Here is a 16,772-nt window from a genome sequence, read left to right as displayed (position 1 = left end):
AAATGTCCCATCAGAAGAAGGTGTTGATGTTCTTTGCGGGTAGCGTCGCGTGGCTCAGCACGACCTTGCGCGCCGCGATGCGCAGCCGCCCGTCCACCCGTCGCAGACGGTCGAGCCGCCTGCCGTAGAGCACCGCCGAGTCGGTGCGGCCCTGACCGCGGTAGTTCACGAAGACCGAGCGCACGGACAATTCCCCAGGGGTATCGCATAATTCGACTTCGATATTGGAGATGACATGCAGATGCCGGGTCGCCGGATCCTCGGCCCATGCCGTCGGCGCTGTGAAGCGGTCCACCCGGTGCCGCAGATCGGCGATAGTGTCGTCGAAATACGCCATGCGGTGCCGGGCGTAGGTGCCGGAACGGTCGTGGCGGCCGCGATTCTCGATGCCGGGCACCCAGTAGGTCGCGTCCTCGGTGAACAGTGCCAGCCACTCGGGATAGCGTTCCTCGTCGAGCAGTCGCGCCTCACGCGCCGCGAAGGCCATGACCTCGAGATACACGGCCGTGTCCACGGTTTCGGCCGGTTGCGGGTCGGTGAACGGTGTCATCGCGAGCCCTCCCGATCCAGGATTTCGTCCCAGCCGGTCGAGTTCATCATCTTCGACCACTGGCGGTAGAACGCTCGTTGATTGGCGTCGTTGATCTGCCCGCGGTAGACATTGCCGGGCAGTTCGGGGTGATCGATTCGGCTTGCCAGGCCGAGTCCGTAGTGCAGCGGCTGCTGCCGGGTCACGAATCCCCTATTGCTGTGCGTCGAGCCCTCCCAGTTCTCGCCGTCGTCCATTTCGAAGACCCCGGAGGGCGAGAAGGTCAGCATCGCGCCCTTGCGCCAGGCGTCCTTGACCTCTTGCGGGGCGTTGCGGTTCACCAGCACCCAGGTGCGCAGCTCGGTCTGGTGCGGGCCCAGCGGCTGCCAGGTGCGGAAGGTGTTCTGGCCGGGCAGGAACGAGAAGTTGGGGAAGACGTTGGCCGAGCTGACCGACCCCACCATCTTCGCCCGGGTCGCGCCGAGCCGGGCCTCGAACGCGGCTCGCTGCTCGCGCAGGTACTTCACGATGTTCTTGTCGCCGAGCGTGGCCGCATTACCGACGCCGTCGAGGTTGAATTCCCAGCAGTGGCCGTTGATATTGACGTGATAGCTCTCGTTGGCCTCGTCGCCAAGGGTCGCGACCGGCCCACCGAGCATTGCCTCAGCTCCGGATGCGTGGGTCCATCCGGCATGCAACGCGTCGCCGGCGAAGTTCTCCGCGGCGGTCTTCCAATTGCAGCCCAGGATCGAGGAGATGCAGCCGCCGGCGAATTCGGTTCCGCCCGGGTCGTTGTCGAGCATGACATCCAGATAGAAGGTGAAATCGCCCAGGAATTCGGTGAGCGGCGGCGCGCTCGGGTCGAAGGTCGCGAACAGCAGGCCCTTGTAGCTGTCGATCTGGGCCACCGGGGTCAATCCGAGCCGGGAGCGATCGAAGCCGGGTTCGCGGTCGTAGGAACCGGATTCGTGCATGCCGCGCAGCGACCCGTCCAGGCCGAACGACCAGCCGTGATAGTTGCAGACGAATCCGCGCGCGACGCCGACCTCGGCCGAACACACGCGGTTGCCGCGGTGCGGGCAGCTGTTCAGGAACGCCCCCACCCGACCGTCGCGGTTGCGGACGACGATCACCTCGTCCTCACCGATGCGGGTGGTGAGGTATGAGCCGGCCTGCGGGAGTTGACTTTCGTGGGCGATGAACACCCAGGCGCGAGCGAAGATGCGCTCGAGCTCGAGCTGGTAGATCTCCTGCGACCAGAAGATGTCGCGCGGCAGCCAGCCCTCGCTCAACAACTGTGGATCCACCGCCGCCGATACCGATTTTCTCATTGTTCGTCACTTCCCTTCCTGCGCACGCAGATCCGCCCGTCATCGACCGAGACCACATAGGTCTCCAGGGACTGGGTGGCCGGGAAGCACAGTGCGCGACCGGTGCGGATATCGAATTCGGCCCAGTGCACCGGGCATACGATCGTGTGGCCTTCCAGCTCGCCCTCCGACAGTGAGGCGGTGGCGTGAGTACAGGTGTCCGCGGTCGCGTAGATCTCGCCGTCGACGCGGTAGATCAGCAGCGGCGGCCATCCGTACGGCGTCACGCGCACCATCTCCCGGCCTTCGAGCAGACCGACCGGCCCGAGGTCGCACACCGCCGATGTTCCGGTGGTCATGAGGGGATCCCTTCCGCGGCCCGGCTCGGGACGAGTTCGGCGAAGCCGAGACCGGTAATCCATTCCGGCACAGCCTCATAGGCGATGACATCGCCAGTGCACGGGCCGAGTGCGGCCATGGCGGCGACGAAGTTGCGGATCTCGAGGCCGCCGTTGCCGCCGTGCTCGAGAATGTAGTCATCGCTGAGCGAGACGAGCGCCTCGACATCTCCGGCGGTCACGAAATCCAGCACCATGCGATCGAATTGCTCGTTCACTCGGCCCATGTCGCCGGTGCCGACCCAGTGGCTGATGCCACCGCTGCCGATGACGACCACCCGCTCGTCGCCGTCCCAGCTCTCCACGGCCGCCTTCAGGTTCTGCCCGATCTGCTCGGCCCGCCGCAACGGCAGCAAGGGTTCGACACCACAGGCCAAATAGATCGGAATCACCGGCAGTTCCGCGTCGACGCCGATGCGGAAGTACGGGATGGCGACCGAATGATCGACGGTCAGCGAATCGGCCACCGCCCAATCGATTCCGGCGCCGTGCCCGTGACTCACCAGATGCCGCGCCAACGCCTGGTTGCCCGGAAATCGCCGCTTGCGCATTCCCGGCAGACGTTCCAGCGGCCCGTCCACATCCCCGCTTCCGATCAGCGCCTGGGGCAGGCAGCCGGGCCCGAAGAGCAGATAGTGGTCGGTGCCGATAATGATCAGTGTGGTGGCGGCGAGATCGGCTACCCGCCTTGCCACTTCGGCGTACGCCCCGGCGATCCGCTCCCGGATCGCCTCCGGCGGCGCCTGCGGATCGGTGAGGACCATCGGGTCGTGCGGCACCAGGAATCCGCCCACCAGCTCAGCCATTCTTGGACTCCTTCCGAATCGAGAGGGTGTGGCCGCCTCGGAGTTCGGCCAGATAGCCGGGCAAGCTGCGATCGCCGAAGGTCATCCACAGCCCCCACAGCAACATGGGGTTCGCACCGCGATCCCGCAGCGCCGGCAGGTCGATACCGCCGACGGCCGCGCGCTCGTCCGCGTCGAGCCGGTAGCGACCGAGGAATCCGCTCGTATCCGAGACGAAGCTGTCGCGCGCCTGTTTGCCCGCGACGATGTCGTAGAGCGCCTTGTCCAATCCCGATCGGCTCATCACAGCCGGCCCAGGAAATCGCGTACCTCGCAGAGGAATTCGCTGCGGCGCTCCAATTGCACCCAGTGGCCGCACCGCGAGAAGATCTTCAGGTCGGCATTCGGGATGTGGTGTGCGGCCCGCCAGGCCAGCTCGACCGGTATGACGCTGTCTTCCCTGCCGTGCAGTACGAGCACCGGCTGGGTGATGGTGCGAAGCGACTCTTCCGGCACGCCCTTGATCGGTGTGCCCGCCGGACCCGGCTCGGGAATCAGCCGCCGGTAGGCGTCCTGCGCGCCGGGACGGGCACTGGCCTCGTACCGCCGGCGAACCATGTCGTCGGTGACGAGGGCCGGGTCGTAGGCGAATATCTCCAGGATTCGGCGCATTTCGGCCTCGTGCGGTTCGTAATGCCAGCCCGACCGCAGCCCCTCGGTCATCTCGAAGGTGCCCACCGGGGTGCCGAGCAGTACGAGCCCGTCGACCCGTTCCGGATGCGCGAGCGTCGCGGCCAGGGCAAGACCACCGCCGAAACTGTTGCCCAGCAATGTCGCCGAAGGCAACTCGAGCGCGTCGAGCAACTCCATGACCTGCCGCACCCAAAGCTTGATGCCGTAAACGGTGCCCGCGGGCCCGATCGAGCCCCCGAAGCCCGCGATATCGGGTGCGATCACCAGGAAGTCCCGGGCGAGCTCCGAGATCAGACCGGACCAGTTCGCCTCCGCCGAGACCCCAGGGCCGGATCCGTGCAACAGCACGACGGGTCGACCGGATCCCGCGGTCAGGACTTTGGTCGGAATTCCTCCGGCCTCGACGACACGCGTTCGCGTCTCGCGATCGGCAACGCTTTGCGGCATGGGCGCAACCCCTTCCGGGCATTCGATTGATCAATTGATTGATCGAACGATAAGACCGGCTGTCGCCAGGAGTCAAGGGGCGGGAAGACTCAGCGAGGGTTCGACACCCGTCGGCGGGCGAGGATGGATTCGACGCCGATCGCGGCGGCGCGCACCGGATCGACATGGTCGGCGGGGCGAAAGCGCGAGGTGGGACCGGTGACCGAGATCGCGGCCAGGGGCCGGCCGTCCGCACCGAGGATGGGGGCGGCGATGCAGGCGACCCCGGCCGAGGATTCCTCGTACTCGAAGGCGACTCCCCCTTCGAGTACGCGGTCCAGTTGAGCGCGCAGCAGGCCCGGTCCGACGATCGTGCGCGCAGTGCGCCGCATCAGACGGCCCGACAGAATGCGGTCGACGGTCGCCGAATCGCAGTGCGCGAGCAGTGCTCGTCCAATTGCCGTGCAGTACAACGGCATTCGCCCACCAACACGGGAAGGTGCGGCCACCTGCCGATGGCCGCCGATCTTGCTGAGATAGACGACCTCGTCGCCGTCGAGCACACCGAGGTGGACGGTCTCGCAGGTGCGGGCATACAGGTCCTGCATGAAGGGAACCGCGATCTCCAACAGCGTGCGCTCGACGGATGCGCGAAGGCCCAGTTCGAACAATCCCCGTCCCAGGCTGTAGCCCGCCGGAGAGAGGTTGAGCAAGCGCGCGGCGACCAAGTCCTGGCATATCCGGTGCACGGTGGCCTTTGGCAGCCCGCTGCGCCGGGCCAGCTCCGACAACCCGACCGCATGGTCGTCGACCTCGAACGCGTCCAGGATCAGCACGATCCGTCCCAATACCGAGCGCGGATCCAGGCTGGAAGTCATGGAATGCCTCATTTCCTGCGACCGGTCCACTCAGCGGACCGGATTTACTGCGCGGGCCTCGAGGGCCGAGGTGGACTGATCGCCGCCCTCACAGTACGACAGAAGGGAGATTGTCATGTCATGTGTCGACGAGGCGACCGTCACCCGCGCGGCGCGCCGCCTGGCAGAGGCCACGGCCACCCGCCGACCGTGCCGGCCGTTGCGCGATCTGATCGACGCGGACGACGTGCACGGCGCCTATCGAATCCAAAAGCAGTTCAACGCCCTCCGGGTTGCCACGGGTACGGCCGTGGTCGGGCGCAAGATCGGCGCGACCTCCGAAGCGGTACAGCGGCAACTCGGCGTGGACCAGCCTGATTTCGGAGTCCTGTTCTCCGACATGGCCTTCGGTCATCGCGCCGAGATTCCGATGGCACGACTGTTGCAGCCGCGCGCGGAGGCCGAGATCGCTTTCCTCCTCGCGGCCGATCTCTGCGACGGGCCGCTCGACGATGCGCAATGCCGCCGGGCCGTCGGCGCGGCCGTCGCCGCGCTGGAGATCGTCGACAGTCGAATCGCCGACTGGGACATCTCGTTTGCCGACACCGTCGCCGACAACGCGTCCAGTGGTGTGTTCGTCCTCGGTGAGCAGCACCGCACCCTCGACGAGCTGGAACCGGCCGAGGTGGCCATGCGCATGGAGATCGACGGCGAAGTGGTGTCGACCGGCACCGGCGCGGCCTGCCTGGGCGACCCGCTGCACGCGTTGTCGTGGCTGGCCCGGACTGCGCGCGACTTCGGCGATCCGTTGCGGGCCGGACAAGTGATCCTCTCAGGCGCGCTGGGGCCGATGCGGCCCGTCCATGCGGGCGCGGTCGTCGATGTGCACATCCACGGGCTCGGCCACGTCTCGGCGTCCTTCTCATGAAAGGTAATCCATTGAGCGACAGCATTGTTCGCACCAAAGTTGCGATTATCGGGTCCGGGAACATCGGCACCGACCTGATGGTCAAGCTGCTGCGGCGCTCCCGGTACCTCGAACCCGCCGCCGTGGTCGGCATCGATCCGCACTCCGACGGACTCAAACGTGCGGCGGCCCTCGATGTTCCGACGACACATGAAGGGGTCGAAGGACTACTGCGCCTGCCCGGCTTCGACGAAATCGACATCGTCTTCGACGCGACGTCGGCGAAGGCGCACGAGCACAACCACGCCCGGCTCGCACCGCTGGGCAAACGCGTGATCGATCTGACTCCAGCCGCGATCGGGCCGTTCGTCGTGCCCGCGGTCAACCTGTGCGATCACCTCGATGCCCCGAACGTGAACATGGTGACCTGTGGTGGCCAGGCCACCATTCCGATTGTCGCCGCCGTCTCGCGGGTGGTGCGCGTGGCCTACGCCGAGATCGTCGCCTCCATCGCGTCCCGGTCCGCGGGGCCCGGCACACGGGCCAATATCGACGAGTTCACCGAAACCACCTCACACGCAATCGAAATGGTGGGCGGTGCCGAGCGCGGCAAGGCGGTGATCATTCTCAATCCTGCAGAGCCGCCGCTGATCATGCGCGACACGGTCTACTGCCTAGTCGAGGCCACCGCACCCGGCAGCCACGAGCGGATCCGGACGTCGATCGCGAAGATGGTCACCGACGTCGCGGCCTATGTGCCCGGCTACCGCCTCAAACAACAGGTCCAGATCGACCCGATTCCCTCCGATCAGCCGGTGCACACCCTGCTGGCCGACGGCGCACACCGCATGCCCACACACCGGATATCGGTATTCCTGGAGGTTGAAGGCGCTGCGGATTACTTGCCCGCCTACGCCGGGAACCTCGACATCATGACCTCGGCGGCCGTCCAGGTCGCAGAGCGAATCGCGCAATCGCAAAGGGAGAATGCCCGATGAGTCCGACCAGCCTCTTCATCCAGGACGTCACTCTGCGCGACGGCATGCACGCGGTTCGCCACCGAATCACACCCGAGGATGTCGGGGCGATCGTGGCCGCTCTCGACGCCGCGGGCGTGGATGCCATCGAGGTCGGCCACGGCGATGGCCTTGCGGGCGGATCGGTCAACTACGGTCCCGGTTCGCACAGCGACTGGACGTGGCTCGAAGCGGCCGCCGCCAATATCCGGCGGGCTCGCCTGACCACGCTGCTGCTACCCGGGGTCGGCACGGTCGACGATCTGCGCCACGCCTACGATCTGGGCGTCCGATCGGTGCGCATCGCCACCCACTGCACCGAAGCCGACGTTGCCGCCCAGCATATTTCGACAGCCCGCGCGATGGGCATGGACGTCGCGGGTTTCCTGATGATGAGCCACATGGCTTCGGCCCAGGATCTGGCCGCGCAGGCGAAATTGATGGAAAGCTATGGTGCGCACTGCGTCTATGTCACCGATTCCGGCGGTCGGCTCACCATGGACGATGTGCACGCACGTATTCGGGCGTACCGCGATGTTCTCGACCACGGAACCGAAATTGGCATTCACGCCCACGAGAACCTCTCACTGTCGGTAGCCAACTCCGTCACCGCTGTCGAACACGGCGCCATCCGTGTCGACGCCTCGCTCGCCGGGCATGGCGCCGGTGCCGGGAACACCCCGATCGAGGTATTCATCGCAGTCGCGAATCTGTTGGAATGGCAACACCGCTGCGACGTCTTCGCCCTGCAAGACGCGGCCGACGATCTCGTTCGCCCGCTACAGGATCGACCGGTCCGCGTCGACCGGGAAACACTGACTCTCGGCTATGCGGGCGTGTACTCCAGCTTCCTGCGGCACGCCGAGGCAGCCGCCGAGCGGTACGACATCGACGCACGGACCCTGCTCATGGAAGCCGGTCGACGAGGACTGGTCGGCGGCCAGGAGGACATGATCGTGGATATCGCCCTGACCATCACTGCGGCGCGACGCCCAGCCTAACGCCGGACCCGGTCGGCATTTGCGCAGCAGCCGGAGCAGGATCGCGATCACCGCGATGCAGCAGGTCAGGATGCCAGCCATTGCGGTGGCCGCGGCGGCCAGATCGCCTCCGGCCCAACCGAGGAACAGGATGCCGACGACCGTGATGCCGAGCGCGGCGGCGAATTGCTGTCCGATGCTGAGCAAACCCGATGCGGCACTGGCTTGTTCGGGCCGTATCGATCCCGCGATCATCTGCGGCCCGGTTGCCGGATGTGGTGACGGTGTGGCGGTAGGGTCGCAGTTGGCGCGTCCGATACGCGGCCGCTATCTCAGCGGACCAGGGCTGAAGCCTCGTCCGGTACGGGACGAGGCTTCACTCCGCAGCACAATCGATCGCCGGTCGAGGCGTGATCACTCCCGTGGTCATCGGTCTCCTCTGCCGCGTCAGCCGTCGGCGGGTAGTGCCCGATGCTTCTTCTCCAGTCGATGAGTCTTCATCGCCGCATACGTTGGGGCGCCACAGCATTTGCGGCTGTCGTCCGGGAACGGCCAGCGGGCCACAGTCGTAGTCGCCTCCCAGCCGCCGTCGTTCTCGGCATTCGAGAGGCGGGATCCGGTCCAGACGAGCTCGAGCATTCTGCGGGACGTGATGGCATAGATGCCCGTCTCGTCTGTGAGGACGTTGTTCTCGAGCGCCTCCTCCGAGAACGGGTACGGGAGGAAGTCGATGGGCTCGAATGCGTCTCCGGTCGCCAGTATCTTCTGAATGCCGTACATGGTCGGCGCGTACACGACGCGGTCGCGGCCGCTGTATTTGATGGTCGGGTTGGAGCAATAGGTGCTGGACACGACCTTCACATCCGAACCCGTCAACTGCTTGCTGACCGTGGGCCCGGCTGCAGGGGTGGAATCCGTTGCTGCGGAATCGAAGTGAGTGATCGGATACTCGGAGTTGGTCAACCATGGATTCTTCGGAACCACTTCGGAAGCGTCCGGCTGGTGTCCCGGGGCTGATTCGGAAGAGCACCCGGCTGACAGGAGCCCTGTCGCTGACAGTGCCGTGGCCCCGGTGATGAATTGCCGGCGGGTCGCGCCTTCCGGGGCAGTCCATCGTGGTGACTCTGAGGAATGCTTCGGTTGCTGATCCTCATGCGTGGGAGTCCTCTCGGAGATGGTGGACGAGTGATGCTTGCCGTCGGGTGACACTCGATCGATCCGGGTGATCTTCGACATGGAGGGGCTTCGCCATCCGCCCGGAGGGGCAGAGGCGTCTGCCGCTCCCACGCCAGGAAACAGCGCAAATGTCGCGTCCTGTGACGCGGAGAAGCCCGGAGATCGACGCCGTGGGCGCGGCGACAGCTGCCGCGGCCAGGAAGGTCAGTCGCCCCAGCATGGCCGAGGGCTGCCGATCAGGGTCGGTCATTCGCGCTCGGCGCGCAGCATCCGGACGGCCTCGCTGTCGATGAACGGTTGCAGTTCCGCCTCGGAGACGTCGCCCGAGCCGGTGGACGCGCGCAGGAACGATCCGAACAGCCGCCAACCGAGTTCGAGCGCGGCGACGTTCGCGACCGCCAGCGCAGCCGATCGCTCATCGGGATGATGCTGTCGTGCCTGGTCGAGCAGCAGCGACATGACAGGGAATTGCTGCTGCAGCGCGCCGACGTCGAAGCCGTCGAGTATGCAGCGCGCCAACACGATCCAGTGACGCTGCCAGCGCGGGTCCGCCGCGGTCAGCGGCTGGTCGGCATCGAGCGACATCAATTCGGACCCCAGGTGGTTCAGCTCCGCGGCCACCAGTTTGTCCTTGCCGCCGAAGTGCCGGAAGACCAGACCGTGGTTGACCCCCGCGCGCACGGCGATGTCGCGGATGCTCGTAGCCGCAGGGCCGCGCTCGGCGAACAGGTCGGCAGCGCTGGTCAACACCGCCGCAATCACCTCGTCACGTCCGACCGGGCCCGCCTCGATCGCGGACTTGCTTGCCGCATTTGTAGTCACATGACTACACTAGCGACCCCAGGTGTAGTCGAGCGACTACAGTCCGGGTTCACGCAGTTCACCCAGGAGGAATCCCTCATGACCGAAACCATCGTGGTTGCCGACAAGGAACCCGCCGCCGCGCTCGACGTCCGCCCGGTGCCGATGCCGGGCTCGCCCTTGATCTCCGGCCCGTTCACCCATCTCGCCGCTGAACGGGACCGGCTGGTCGAGCTCCGGTGGCAGAATTTCGACGCCGTACAGGTGGGATCCACACTGGGCGCGGAGATTTCGGGGGTCGATCTCACCACCGACCTCCCCGACGAAGTAGTCGCCGAGCTGGCGCAGGCGCTGCGCGACTACAAGGTGCTCTTCTTCCGCGAGCAGCCCATGACCTCCACCCAGCACGTGCAATTCGCGAGGCGCTTCGGCGAGCTCGAGATCCACCCTTTCATCCCATCCAACACAGATCATCTCGAACTGGTCCGCTTCCAGAAGAGTGCCCAGGTCAGCGGATTCGAGAACAGCTGGCACCACGACGTCACCTGGCGTGAGCAGCCGTCGGCGGGCGCCATCCTGCACGCCCTCGAAGTTCCCGCCCTCGGCGGCGACACCCTGTTCTCCGATATGCACGCCGCCTACGACTCGCTCGATGAGGAGACCCGCACCCTCGTCGACGGGCGCGATGCCGTCCACGACTTCAGCCGGGCGTTCGGACACTCGTTGCCAGAGGACAAGCGCGACGCCATGCGCGCCGTACATCCACAGGTCGCACACCCGATCGTCGCTTCGCACCCCGAAACCGGCAAGCGTCACCTGTACGTCAACCGGATCTTCGTCGAGCAGATCGACGGCATGGACCGCGAGGAAGGGGCCGCACTGCTCGACCGGCTGTGCCGCCAGGCCGACTACCCCGAGCACCAAGTCCGGCTGCGCTGGGAGCCGCACACCGTGGCGTTCTGGGACAACCGCGCGGTCCAGCACTACGCCTCCAGCGACTACTGGCCCGCCATCCGGGTGATGGAACGCGCGTCCATCGCCGGAACCCGCCCGCACCGATGAGCCCCGCCCGCACCGATGAGCCGACATCGACCGGAAGACCCGATATCGACCATCCCGGTCGAACGAACTCGGCCGCAACGCAAATCCTTGCGCAATTCAAGCAGCTCAACGGATTCCAACGCAGCCTCGACGCCTTCGCCCCAGCGGTGGCGTTTCTCCTCGGATATCAGCTCGCCGGTGCGGACGCCGGGATCGCCGCCGCGATCATCGCGGCGGCCGGACTGGCCCTCGTACGCCTGGTGCGGGGCGACTCGGTCAAGGTCGTCACCGCGTCGGTGATCGCAGTATTCATCCACTCGCTGATCGTCCAGTTCACCGGTGAGGGCCGAGACTTCTTCCTGACCACCGTGATCCGCTGTATTGCGCTCGCCCTCGTTTTCGGGACCAGTCTGCTCAGCCGCCGGCCCGCCAGCTGGTGGATCTGCCTCAAGGCGGGCTTCGAACCGGCCGGAGAGATGACCGTGGAGCGACTGCGGCTGCATCGGCGCATAACCGGCATGTGGTTCGCGAACTGGATCGTGCACGTACTGGTGCTCGTACCGCTCTATCTGGCGAACAACGTCGCCGCTCTGAGCTTGGCGGTGATGGTGCTGGGCAAGCCTGCCGCGGTCGCGCTGGCGGCAGTGTCCTGGTTGCAGATCCAGCGATCGCGATCGCAGCACACGAACGAGTGACAGCCATGACGACGCAAGATATTCCGAACACACGCCCGTGCCGCCACCACCGGCCGAGGTGGTGGCGGCACGGGCGGGCTCTCGGCGCCGGGCTAGTGCCGGCGTGCCTCGACCCGCAGGTGCACCTCGCTGAAGATCACCTTGGCCATCAACGCCGGCTCGATTTCGGCACGGCGAGCGAAGATCTCGACGTAGACGGACTGAATGGCGGGGTCATCGGGATCGGCGTGGAACGCCGTCTCGGCCAGATGGCAGGCCAGCCGGATGTTGGACGCGGAGAGCTCGCGGGCTCGTGCAGCAAGCCGGTCCGCGCCACCCGCCAGCGCGGCGTATTCGAAGGCCTGGTCGCGCTCGGGCGCTGGCAGCAGGTTGGCCAAATGGCCGTCCCACCAGCCACTGTAGCGACGAATCACGTTGCGGCAGATGAATTCCGGCTTGTCGTAGATGGCCGGGAGTCGAGGGTGGGAGGCCAGGTGGTCGGGGATCCGCAGCGTCTCGACGATCTCGTCGTGCAGGGCGCCCGCGTTCAGTCCGGCCAGCGTGTGGTCGACGATGTGGCGCAGATACGCTGTGATCGAGTGCAATTCGTCCTGGATGGCAGCGGCGCCGATAACCAGGGTGCCGTGACCGGGAATGATCACCTCAGGCTGCAAAGCCGCCATTTCGGCGGCGGCATCGGCCCATTCCTCGGCATAACGCTGCACCTTGCGGGGATTGCCCGCGTTGGGCAGATAGCCGGTGACGAGATCACCAGCGGCGATGACGCCGCGCTCGGGCGCCCACACCCACGAGCAGTCGTCGGTTTCCCCCTTGCCGTGCCGGATCACGAATCGTTCCCCGCCCAGGGTGAGTTCCAGTGTGTCGCGGTAGGTCTCGGTCGGCCAGAGGAAATCGGTGCGTTCGGCGGGCCAGGACTTGTCCTCGGTGCCGGACTGTTGTTTGTTGATGACCGCGTTCAGGCCCGGCGTCTTCATATAACGGTCGAAGTGCCCGATCAGGTTCTCGTGCGCGACGATCCGCGGTGTCTCACCGGCCTCGAGGAATGCCCAGTGGCCGAATGCGTGATCGACGTGCCCGTGGGTGTAGACGATGGTGTGCAGCGGCTTGTCGGAGATCGACCGCACTGCCCGAAGCAGTTCCGGCCCGTCGCCCGCGAGCCCGGTATCGACCATGAGAAGACCCTCGTCGGTCTCGAACACCGCGATATTGGCCACCCCGGGCCGAATGTAGTAGGTGCCTGGCGCGGCCTGGATGATCTCCGCTTCGCCGGCGGGACCGTGGCCGCGGGAGAACAGGTGGGTCATCTGTTCCACCGCGAATCCGATGAATGCCGACTCACCGGCGGCTGTCGTGTGCTCCGGAACTGGCTGTGCCTGGGTCATGCGATGAACTCCTCTCTGGGGGATGCGGCATCACCGCCGCGGGACACAGCCGAAGGTAGGGGCGGGAAACCGATGGAAGACAGGCGATTTCGTTGAGCGGAACGACACCGGTGGCGCATCCATCCCACGCGTGGGGCGCCGCCACCGAGTCCCGATCTCGGACGCGCTCGGCGGCGGGTGCGGTCACTGACAGACGCGAGGCGGTATCGGCCACCATCGCGGCGCTCACACCGATGGTGCGCGAGCACGCCAACCACGCCGAACACGATCGCGTGGCGCATCCGGCGGTGATCGCGGCGATGGTCGAGACCGGGCTGTTCACACTGCTGTACTCGTCCGCCGAGCACGGGTCCGCGGACCCGGTCGGGTTCTTCGACGCGGTGCGCACCCTGGCGGCGGCCTGCCCGTCGACCGGCTGGGTGGCCGCGATGCTGGGTGCGGCATCCTGCCATGTCGCGTTGCTGGAACCGCATGCGCGACAGGAGGTGTGGGGATCGGCGCCGAATACACTGGTGACCGCTTCGCACGCGCCCGCCGGGCGGCTGACCTCAACGGTGGGCGGGTACCTACTGGAAGGTCAGTGGCCGAACGTGCCCGCGATCGAGCATTGCGCGTGGGCCGCGCTGACGGCGTTGACAACCGGGCCGGACGGAGCTCCGGTTGGCCTTGCGACCGCTGTCGTGCCGCGTGCGGAGCTCGCCCTCGGCGACCACTGGAACACCATCGGCCTGCGCGGTACGGGCAGCAGGTGGGTAACGGCACATCGGGTGTTCGTCCCGGCGCATCTGGTCCACACCGCTTCGCAACCTGCCGGTGCTGACATGGTCGGCTCGGAGCCTTCCCCAGGCCAGTACCCACTTGCGATCATCTACAGTCTGGCCGCGTGCATGCCGGTGATCGGTGCGGTTCAGGGTGCGTTCGAGCAGTACTTGGACCGCATGGGTCAACGCGCGGCATTCAGTCTGGCGGGTGCGCGCTCGGTCACCGATCCCACGGTGCAGGTGACAGTGGCGCACGGATTGGCCGAAATCGACGCGTCGATCTTGCAATTGGAACGGGACGCGTGTGAAGCGGCTGTCGCGGTCGCCGCCGGCAACGTGCTCACAACGGAACTGAGGCTGCGCACGCGGCGTGACCAGGCACGGGCCATCGAGCGCGCACTGGCCGCGCTCGAATCGCTGCGGCGGGTAGCAGGGGCGGAAGCCATTCGCGAGGGCGCGAGCATCGAGCGCGTCTGGCGGGATGTCAGCACCGCGGCGGCCCACCTGGTCAATCAGCCCGAACCGGCCCTGAGGCTCTACGGCCGATGGGCATTCGGACTCGCCGTCGGCGACGACATGGTGATCGTATGAACCCGAGAACCGAAGGCCCGCCGCAGTCGATGCTCGAACGCATGACCCTCATCCTCGACCTGTTCGACGATCGGTCGATGCGCATGCGGCTCGACGAAGTCGTCGCGCACACCGGACTGCCGCGGTCGAGCTGCTACCGCATCCTCGAGCAGCTGGCCGTGCTGGGCTGGCTGCGCCAGCGTCCCGGCGGGTACGGTCTGGGGCCACGCGCCCTGCGGCTGGGCGGCGGCCACGACTCCAACGCGGATCTGCGCGTCGCGGCTCTTCCGGCGCTCGAGGAACTGCACGCATCCACCGGAGCGACAGCGTATCTCGGCGTTCTCGACTTCGATGAGGTCGTGTTTCTCGACCGGATCACCCGCCTCCCGGCGGCCTCGGTCGTGGGTGTCGGGCACCGCGTGCCCGCCCATGCGACCGCCCTGGGAAAAGCACTGCTCGCGGGTATCGACCCGGAGGAAGCCGAGACAACGCTGGCCGGGCGACTGCGGCCGTGCACGCCCGCCACCATCACAAGTCTGCCGGTGCTGTACGCGGAGCTGCGCCGAATCCGCGCCCGCCGCGGGCTGGCGTTCGACAGCGGTGAGCATCTGCCCGGAATCTACGGCGTCGCAATGGTCATCCGCGGCGCCGACGGCATCTGCGGCGCGCTCGGGGTGAGCACCCCCGGCACTGCCACCACCGTCGAACGGCTCGCCCCGCTAGTCGTCGAAGCGGCCCGGCGGGTGTCGTCGCGGCTGGACCCGGACGGCACCCAGGCGTCGTCATCGGCGCCCGCCGACGCGCTGGTCGTGCGGGTGCTGGCGCTGCTCGATGACGACGTCCTGCTGTGAGAACCGGTCAGCGGTGAGAGGACCCGCCCGAGGATCCGCTGCGCAGCCCACTGGAGGATCCGCTGGGGACCCGGAGGATCGCATCGGGGACCCCCGTGCCGTCCGGGTCGACCAATCCGTTGTGCGCGTAGGGACTTTCGCCGGGCGCAGATTGCAGGGTGATCAGGTACTTGCGCACCCCGTCGATGAGCCCCGCGCCACCGCCCACCAACGTTCCCGCCAGCCCGCCCGCTCCGGAGAAGACCAACACCGCGGCCGGTACTGTCGCCACGCAGGCCGGGCCCACCACCGCGCAGGTGCTCAGCCCCAGCACACCGCCGATCACCGCGCCCACCGCCATCCCGATGGCGGTGCCGATGAGCGGCCCCCGGCTGAGGTTATTGGCCAGATCGGTGAGCGCGAGCTGATTCTCGATCGGTGACCCGATCGGCTGTAGCGCTGCGGCCGGAACACCACTGACGTCGGGAGTCAATGTGAGCGTTCGGTTTTCGCTGTCGATGTGCTGGGTCATGGGCACGCGCTCCTCGCCGAGAAACACCGTCAGCGGGATCGCGTCGATCGCCAGTCCCGCGTTGTCGCGCACCTCGATCGACTCCCCGTCGGCGGCCACAGCAAAGGCACCGCCGTCCAGGAAGGCCCGGACAGAATCGCCGGCGGCGCTGACCGTGTAGTGGACCGGCGGACCGGCGTCGGCGCGCCCGGGCCCTGCCGCGACCACGCCACCGGCACCCATCAGCGCCGCGAGGCCCGCCACGCTGAGCGAAGCGATTCCGTTGTGCCGGGCGGTCATCGGGTCTCCTCGGGTGCGCTCGGGGCGGGTTGGGAGCGGTTGGGAAGGTACGGCGCGTACTTGCTCTCGCCCGGATTGGCCCGCAGCACCGTGAAGTAATCGAACAATGCCGCTGCCGTGGTGGGGCCGCCACCGACCGCCAGCCCGACCAACCCGCCGACACCACCGACGAGGGTGACGACCGGCAGCACGACCAGCGCGCACCCGAGAGTCAAGACCAGGCAAGACGCCCCCGCGACCGCGAATCCGACGCCCACCCCGATCACCGCGCCGATCGCGGTGCCGATCAAGCTGCCGATCGAGGTGCCGATGCTCACCGAATTGATGAGGTCGTTCATCGCGAGCTGATTCTCGAGTGGGGCCGCGACGGGCCGAATGTCCTGATGACGCAGCGCATCCCAGTCCGGCGTGGAGACCAGCGACCGGCCGTCGGCGGAGATCCGCTGATCGATCCCGATCTGCCGCCCGTCCCACCGCAACGCCGATGGCAGCGCGTCCAGGATCTGCCCGGCAACGTCTCGGATGAGCACCGAGGTCCCCTCAGGCGACAGCGCAAAGGTCCCGCCATCGAGGGTGGTGGTGACCGAATCTCCGGTCGGCTGTGCCGAATACGATACCGCCGGTGTCGGAGCGGCGGCCGGGGGCGTCGCCGAGGCACTGACGGAGGTCGCCAGGCCGCCGAAGACGGCGACGGAGGTGAAGGCGGCGAGAGCGGACGTCGTCCTGCGTGAATTCATGGTGTTCCTCTGAAGCCAAATCATTCATTCAGCCAATGGAATGTGAGAGCGGTCACTGCGACCGAAC

At 66.9% G+C, this 16,772-nt stretch carries 19 protein-coding genes; 7 read left to right on the top strand and 12 right to left on the bottom strand.

Translation table 11 applies throughout. From position 1 onward, the window contains the following. Positions 1-10: 10 nt before the first annotated feature. The 7 genes from ABZV44_RS38675 to ABZV44_RS38645 form a co-directional block, all read right to left on the bottom strand. Complete coding sequence (locus ABZV44_RS38675) at positions 11-550, bottom strand: 3-phenylpropionate/cinnamic acid dioxygenase subunit beta (protein WP_354847998.1); 540 nt, start codon at positions 548-550, stop codon at positions 11-13. Continuing rightward, a complete protein-coding gene (locus tag ABZV44_RS38670; protein WP_354847995.1) occupies positions 547-1,860 on the bottom strand; it encodes an SRPBCC family protein in 1,314 nt (437 codons plus the stop codon). Before ABZV44_RS38670 ends, ABZV44_RS38675 begins: the two co-directional genes overlap by 4 nt. Further along, on the bottom strand, positions 1,857-2,198 hold the full coding sequence (locus tag ABZV44_RS38665; RefSeq protein WP_354847992.1) for a non-heme iron oxygenase ferredoxin subunit: 342 nt from the start codon (positions 2,196-2,198) through the stop codon (positions 1,857-1,859). Before ABZV44_RS38665 ends, ABZV44_RS38670 begins: the two co-directional genes overlap by 4 nt. Further along, entirely contained in the window at positions 2,195-3,043 is an 849-nt protein-coding gene (locus ABZV44_RS38660) for a hypothetical protein (protein WP_354847989.1), read from the bottom strand. The genes ABZV44_RS38665 and ABZV44_RS38660 overlap by 4 nt, the downstream gene beginning before the upstream one ends. Further along, a complete protein-coding gene (locus ABZV44_RS38655) occupies positions 3,036-3,326 on the bottom strand; it encodes a hypothetical protein (RefSeq protein ID WP_354847987.1) in 291 nt (96 codons plus the stop codon). The genes ABZV44_RS38660 and ABZV44_RS38655 overlap by 8 nt, the downstream gene beginning before the upstream one ends. After that, entirely contained in the window at positions 3,326-4,162 is an 837-nt protein-coding gene (locus tag ABZV44_RS38650; RefSeq protein WP_354847985.1) for an alpha/beta hydrolase, read from the bottom strand. Before ABZV44_RS38650 ends, ABZV44_RS38655 begins: the two co-directional genes overlap by 1 nt. An 89-nt stretch (positions 4,163-4,251) precedes the next feature. Further along, the gene (locus ABZV44_RS38645; RefSeq protein WP_354847983.1) at positions 4,252-5,019 is read right to left on the bottom strand and encodes an IclR family transcriptional regulator; all 768 of its coding nucleotides are present in this window, start codon (positions 5,017-5,019) and stop codon (positions 4,252-4,254) included. Positions 5,020-5,134: 115 nt separating this feature from the next. On the opposite strand from ABZV44_RS38645, the gene ABZV44_RS38640 reads away from it, so the two are divergent. The 3 genes from ABZV44_RS38640 to dmpG are packed head-to-tail and all read left to right on the top strand — an operon-like array spanning position 5,135 to position 7,922. Next, positions 5,135-5,926, top strand: a complete 792-nt coding sequence (locus ABZV44_RS38640; RefSeq protein WP_354847980.1) for a fumarylacetoacetate hydrolase family protein — start codon at positions 5,135-5,137, stop codon at positions 5,924-5,926. A 23-nt stretch (positions 5,927-5,949) separates the two neighbouring features. Further along, on the top strand, positions 5,950-6,903 hold the full coding sequence (locus ABZV44_RS38635; RefSeq protein WP_354848088.1) for an acetaldehyde dehydrogenase (acetylating): 954 nt from the start codon (positions 5,950-5,952) through the stop codon (positions 6,901-6,903). Further along, positions 6,900-7,922 carry a 4-hydroxy-2-oxovalerate aldolase gene (gene dmpG / locus ABZV44_RS38630; RefSeq protein ID WP_354847978.1) on the top strand — a complete coding sequence of 341 codons (1,023 nt, stop codon included), beginning with the start codon at positions 6,900-6,902 and terminating at the stop codon, positions 7,920-7,922. Before ABZV44_RS38635 ends, dmpG begins: the two co-directional genes overlap by 4 nt. Positions 7,923-8,348: 426 nt before the next feature. Here dmpG and ABZV44_RS38625 read toward each other — a convergent pair whose 3' ends face one another. Both ABZV44_RS38625 and ABZV44_RS38620 read right to left on the bottom strand, forming a co-directional pair. Continuing rightward, the gene (locus ABZV44_RS38625; RefSeq protein ID WP_354847976.1) at positions 8,349-8,864 is read right to left on the bottom strand and encodes a hypothetical protein; all 516 of its coding nucleotides are present in this window, start codon (positions 8,862-8,864) and stop codon (positions 8,349-8,351) included. Positions 8,865-9,323: 459 nt separating this feature from the next. Next, positions 9,324-9,839, bottom strand: a complete 516-nt coding sequence (locus ABZV44_RS38620; RefSeq protein WP_354847973.1) for a TetR/AcrR family transcriptional regulator — start codon at positions 9,837-9,839, stop codon at positions 9,324-9,326. A 138-nt stretch (positions 9,840-9,977) separates the two neighbouring features. Here ABZV44_RS38620 and ABZV44_RS38615 point away from each other — a divergent pair, with 138 nt between their 5' ends. Beyond that, positions 9,978-10,940 carry a TauD/TfdA family dioxygenase gene (locus ABZV44_RS38615; protein ID WP_354847971.1) on the top strand — a complete coding sequence of 321 codons (963 nt, stop codon included), beginning with the start codon at positions 9,978-9,980 and terminating at the stop codon, positions 10,938-10,940. Then, complete coding sequence (locus ABZV44_RS38610; RefSeq protein ID WP_354847968.1) at positions 10,937-11,614, top strand: DUF3159 domain-containing protein; 678 nt, start codon at positions 10,937-10,939, stop codon at positions 11,612-11,614. The genes ABZV44_RS38615 and ABZV44_RS38610 overlap by 4 nt, the downstream gene beginning before the upstream one ends. 92 nt (positions 11,615-11,706) lie before the next feature. Here ABZV44_RS38610 and ABZV44_RS38605 read toward each other — a convergent pair whose 3' ends face one another. Next, the gene (locus ABZV44_RS38605; RefSeq protein WP_354847966.1) at positions 11,707-12,996 is read right to left on the bottom strand and encodes an MBL fold metallo-hydrolase; all 1,290 of its coding nucleotides are present in this window, start codon (positions 12,994-12,996) and stop codon (positions 11,707-11,709) included. Between the two features lie 272 nt (positions 12,997-13,268). Here ABZV44_RS38605 and ABZV44_RS38600 point away from each other — a divergent pair, with 272 nt between their 5' ends. Together ABZV44_RS38600 and ABZV44_RS38595 are read left to right on the top strand one after the other, a co-directional pair. Then, the gene (locus ABZV44_RS38600; protein WP_354847963.1) at positions 13,269-14,348 is read left to right on the top strand and encodes a flavin-dependent monooxygenase; all 1,080 of its coding nucleotides are present in this window, start codon (positions 13,269-13,271) and stop codon (positions 14,346-14,348) included. After that, the gene (locus ABZV44_RS38595) at positions 14,345-15,178 is read left to right on the top strand and encodes an IclR family transcriptional regulator (RefSeq protein ID WP_354847960.1); all 834 of its coding nucleotides are present in this window, start codon (positions 14,345-14,347) and stop codon (positions 15,176-15,178) included. Before ABZV44_RS38600 ends, ABZV44_RS38595 begins: the two co-directional genes overlap by 4 nt. Before the next feature lie 7 nt (positions 15,179-15,185). On the opposite strand, the gene ABZV44_RS38590 is transcribed toward ABZV44_RS38595, so the two are convergent. Both ABZV44_RS38590 and ABZV44_RS38585 read right to left on the bottom strand, forming a co-directional pair. After that, positions 15,186-15,968: a hypothetical protein gene (locus ABZV44_RS38590; protein WP_354847957.1), complete on the bottom strand. Its 783-nt coding sequence runs from the start codon at positions 15,966-15,968 to the stop codon at positions 15,186-15,188. After that, entirely contained in the window at positions 15,965-16,705 is a 741-nt protein-coding gene (locus ABZV44_RS38585) for a hypothetical protein (RefSeq protein WP_354847955.1), read from the bottom strand. Before ABZV44_RS38585 ends, ABZV44_RS38590 begins: the two co-directional genes overlap by 4 nt. Positions 16,706-16,772: the final 67 nt, after the last annotated feature.

This window comes from Nocardia sp. NPDC004860, assembly GCF_040609015.1.
Taxonomy (GTDB): Bacteria; Actinomycetota; Actinomycetes; order Mycobacteriales; family Mycobacteriaceae; genus Nocardia.
The sequence above is the reverse complement of the archived record's forward strand: the minus strand, read 5'-3'. Positions and strand labels throughout refer to the sequence as shown.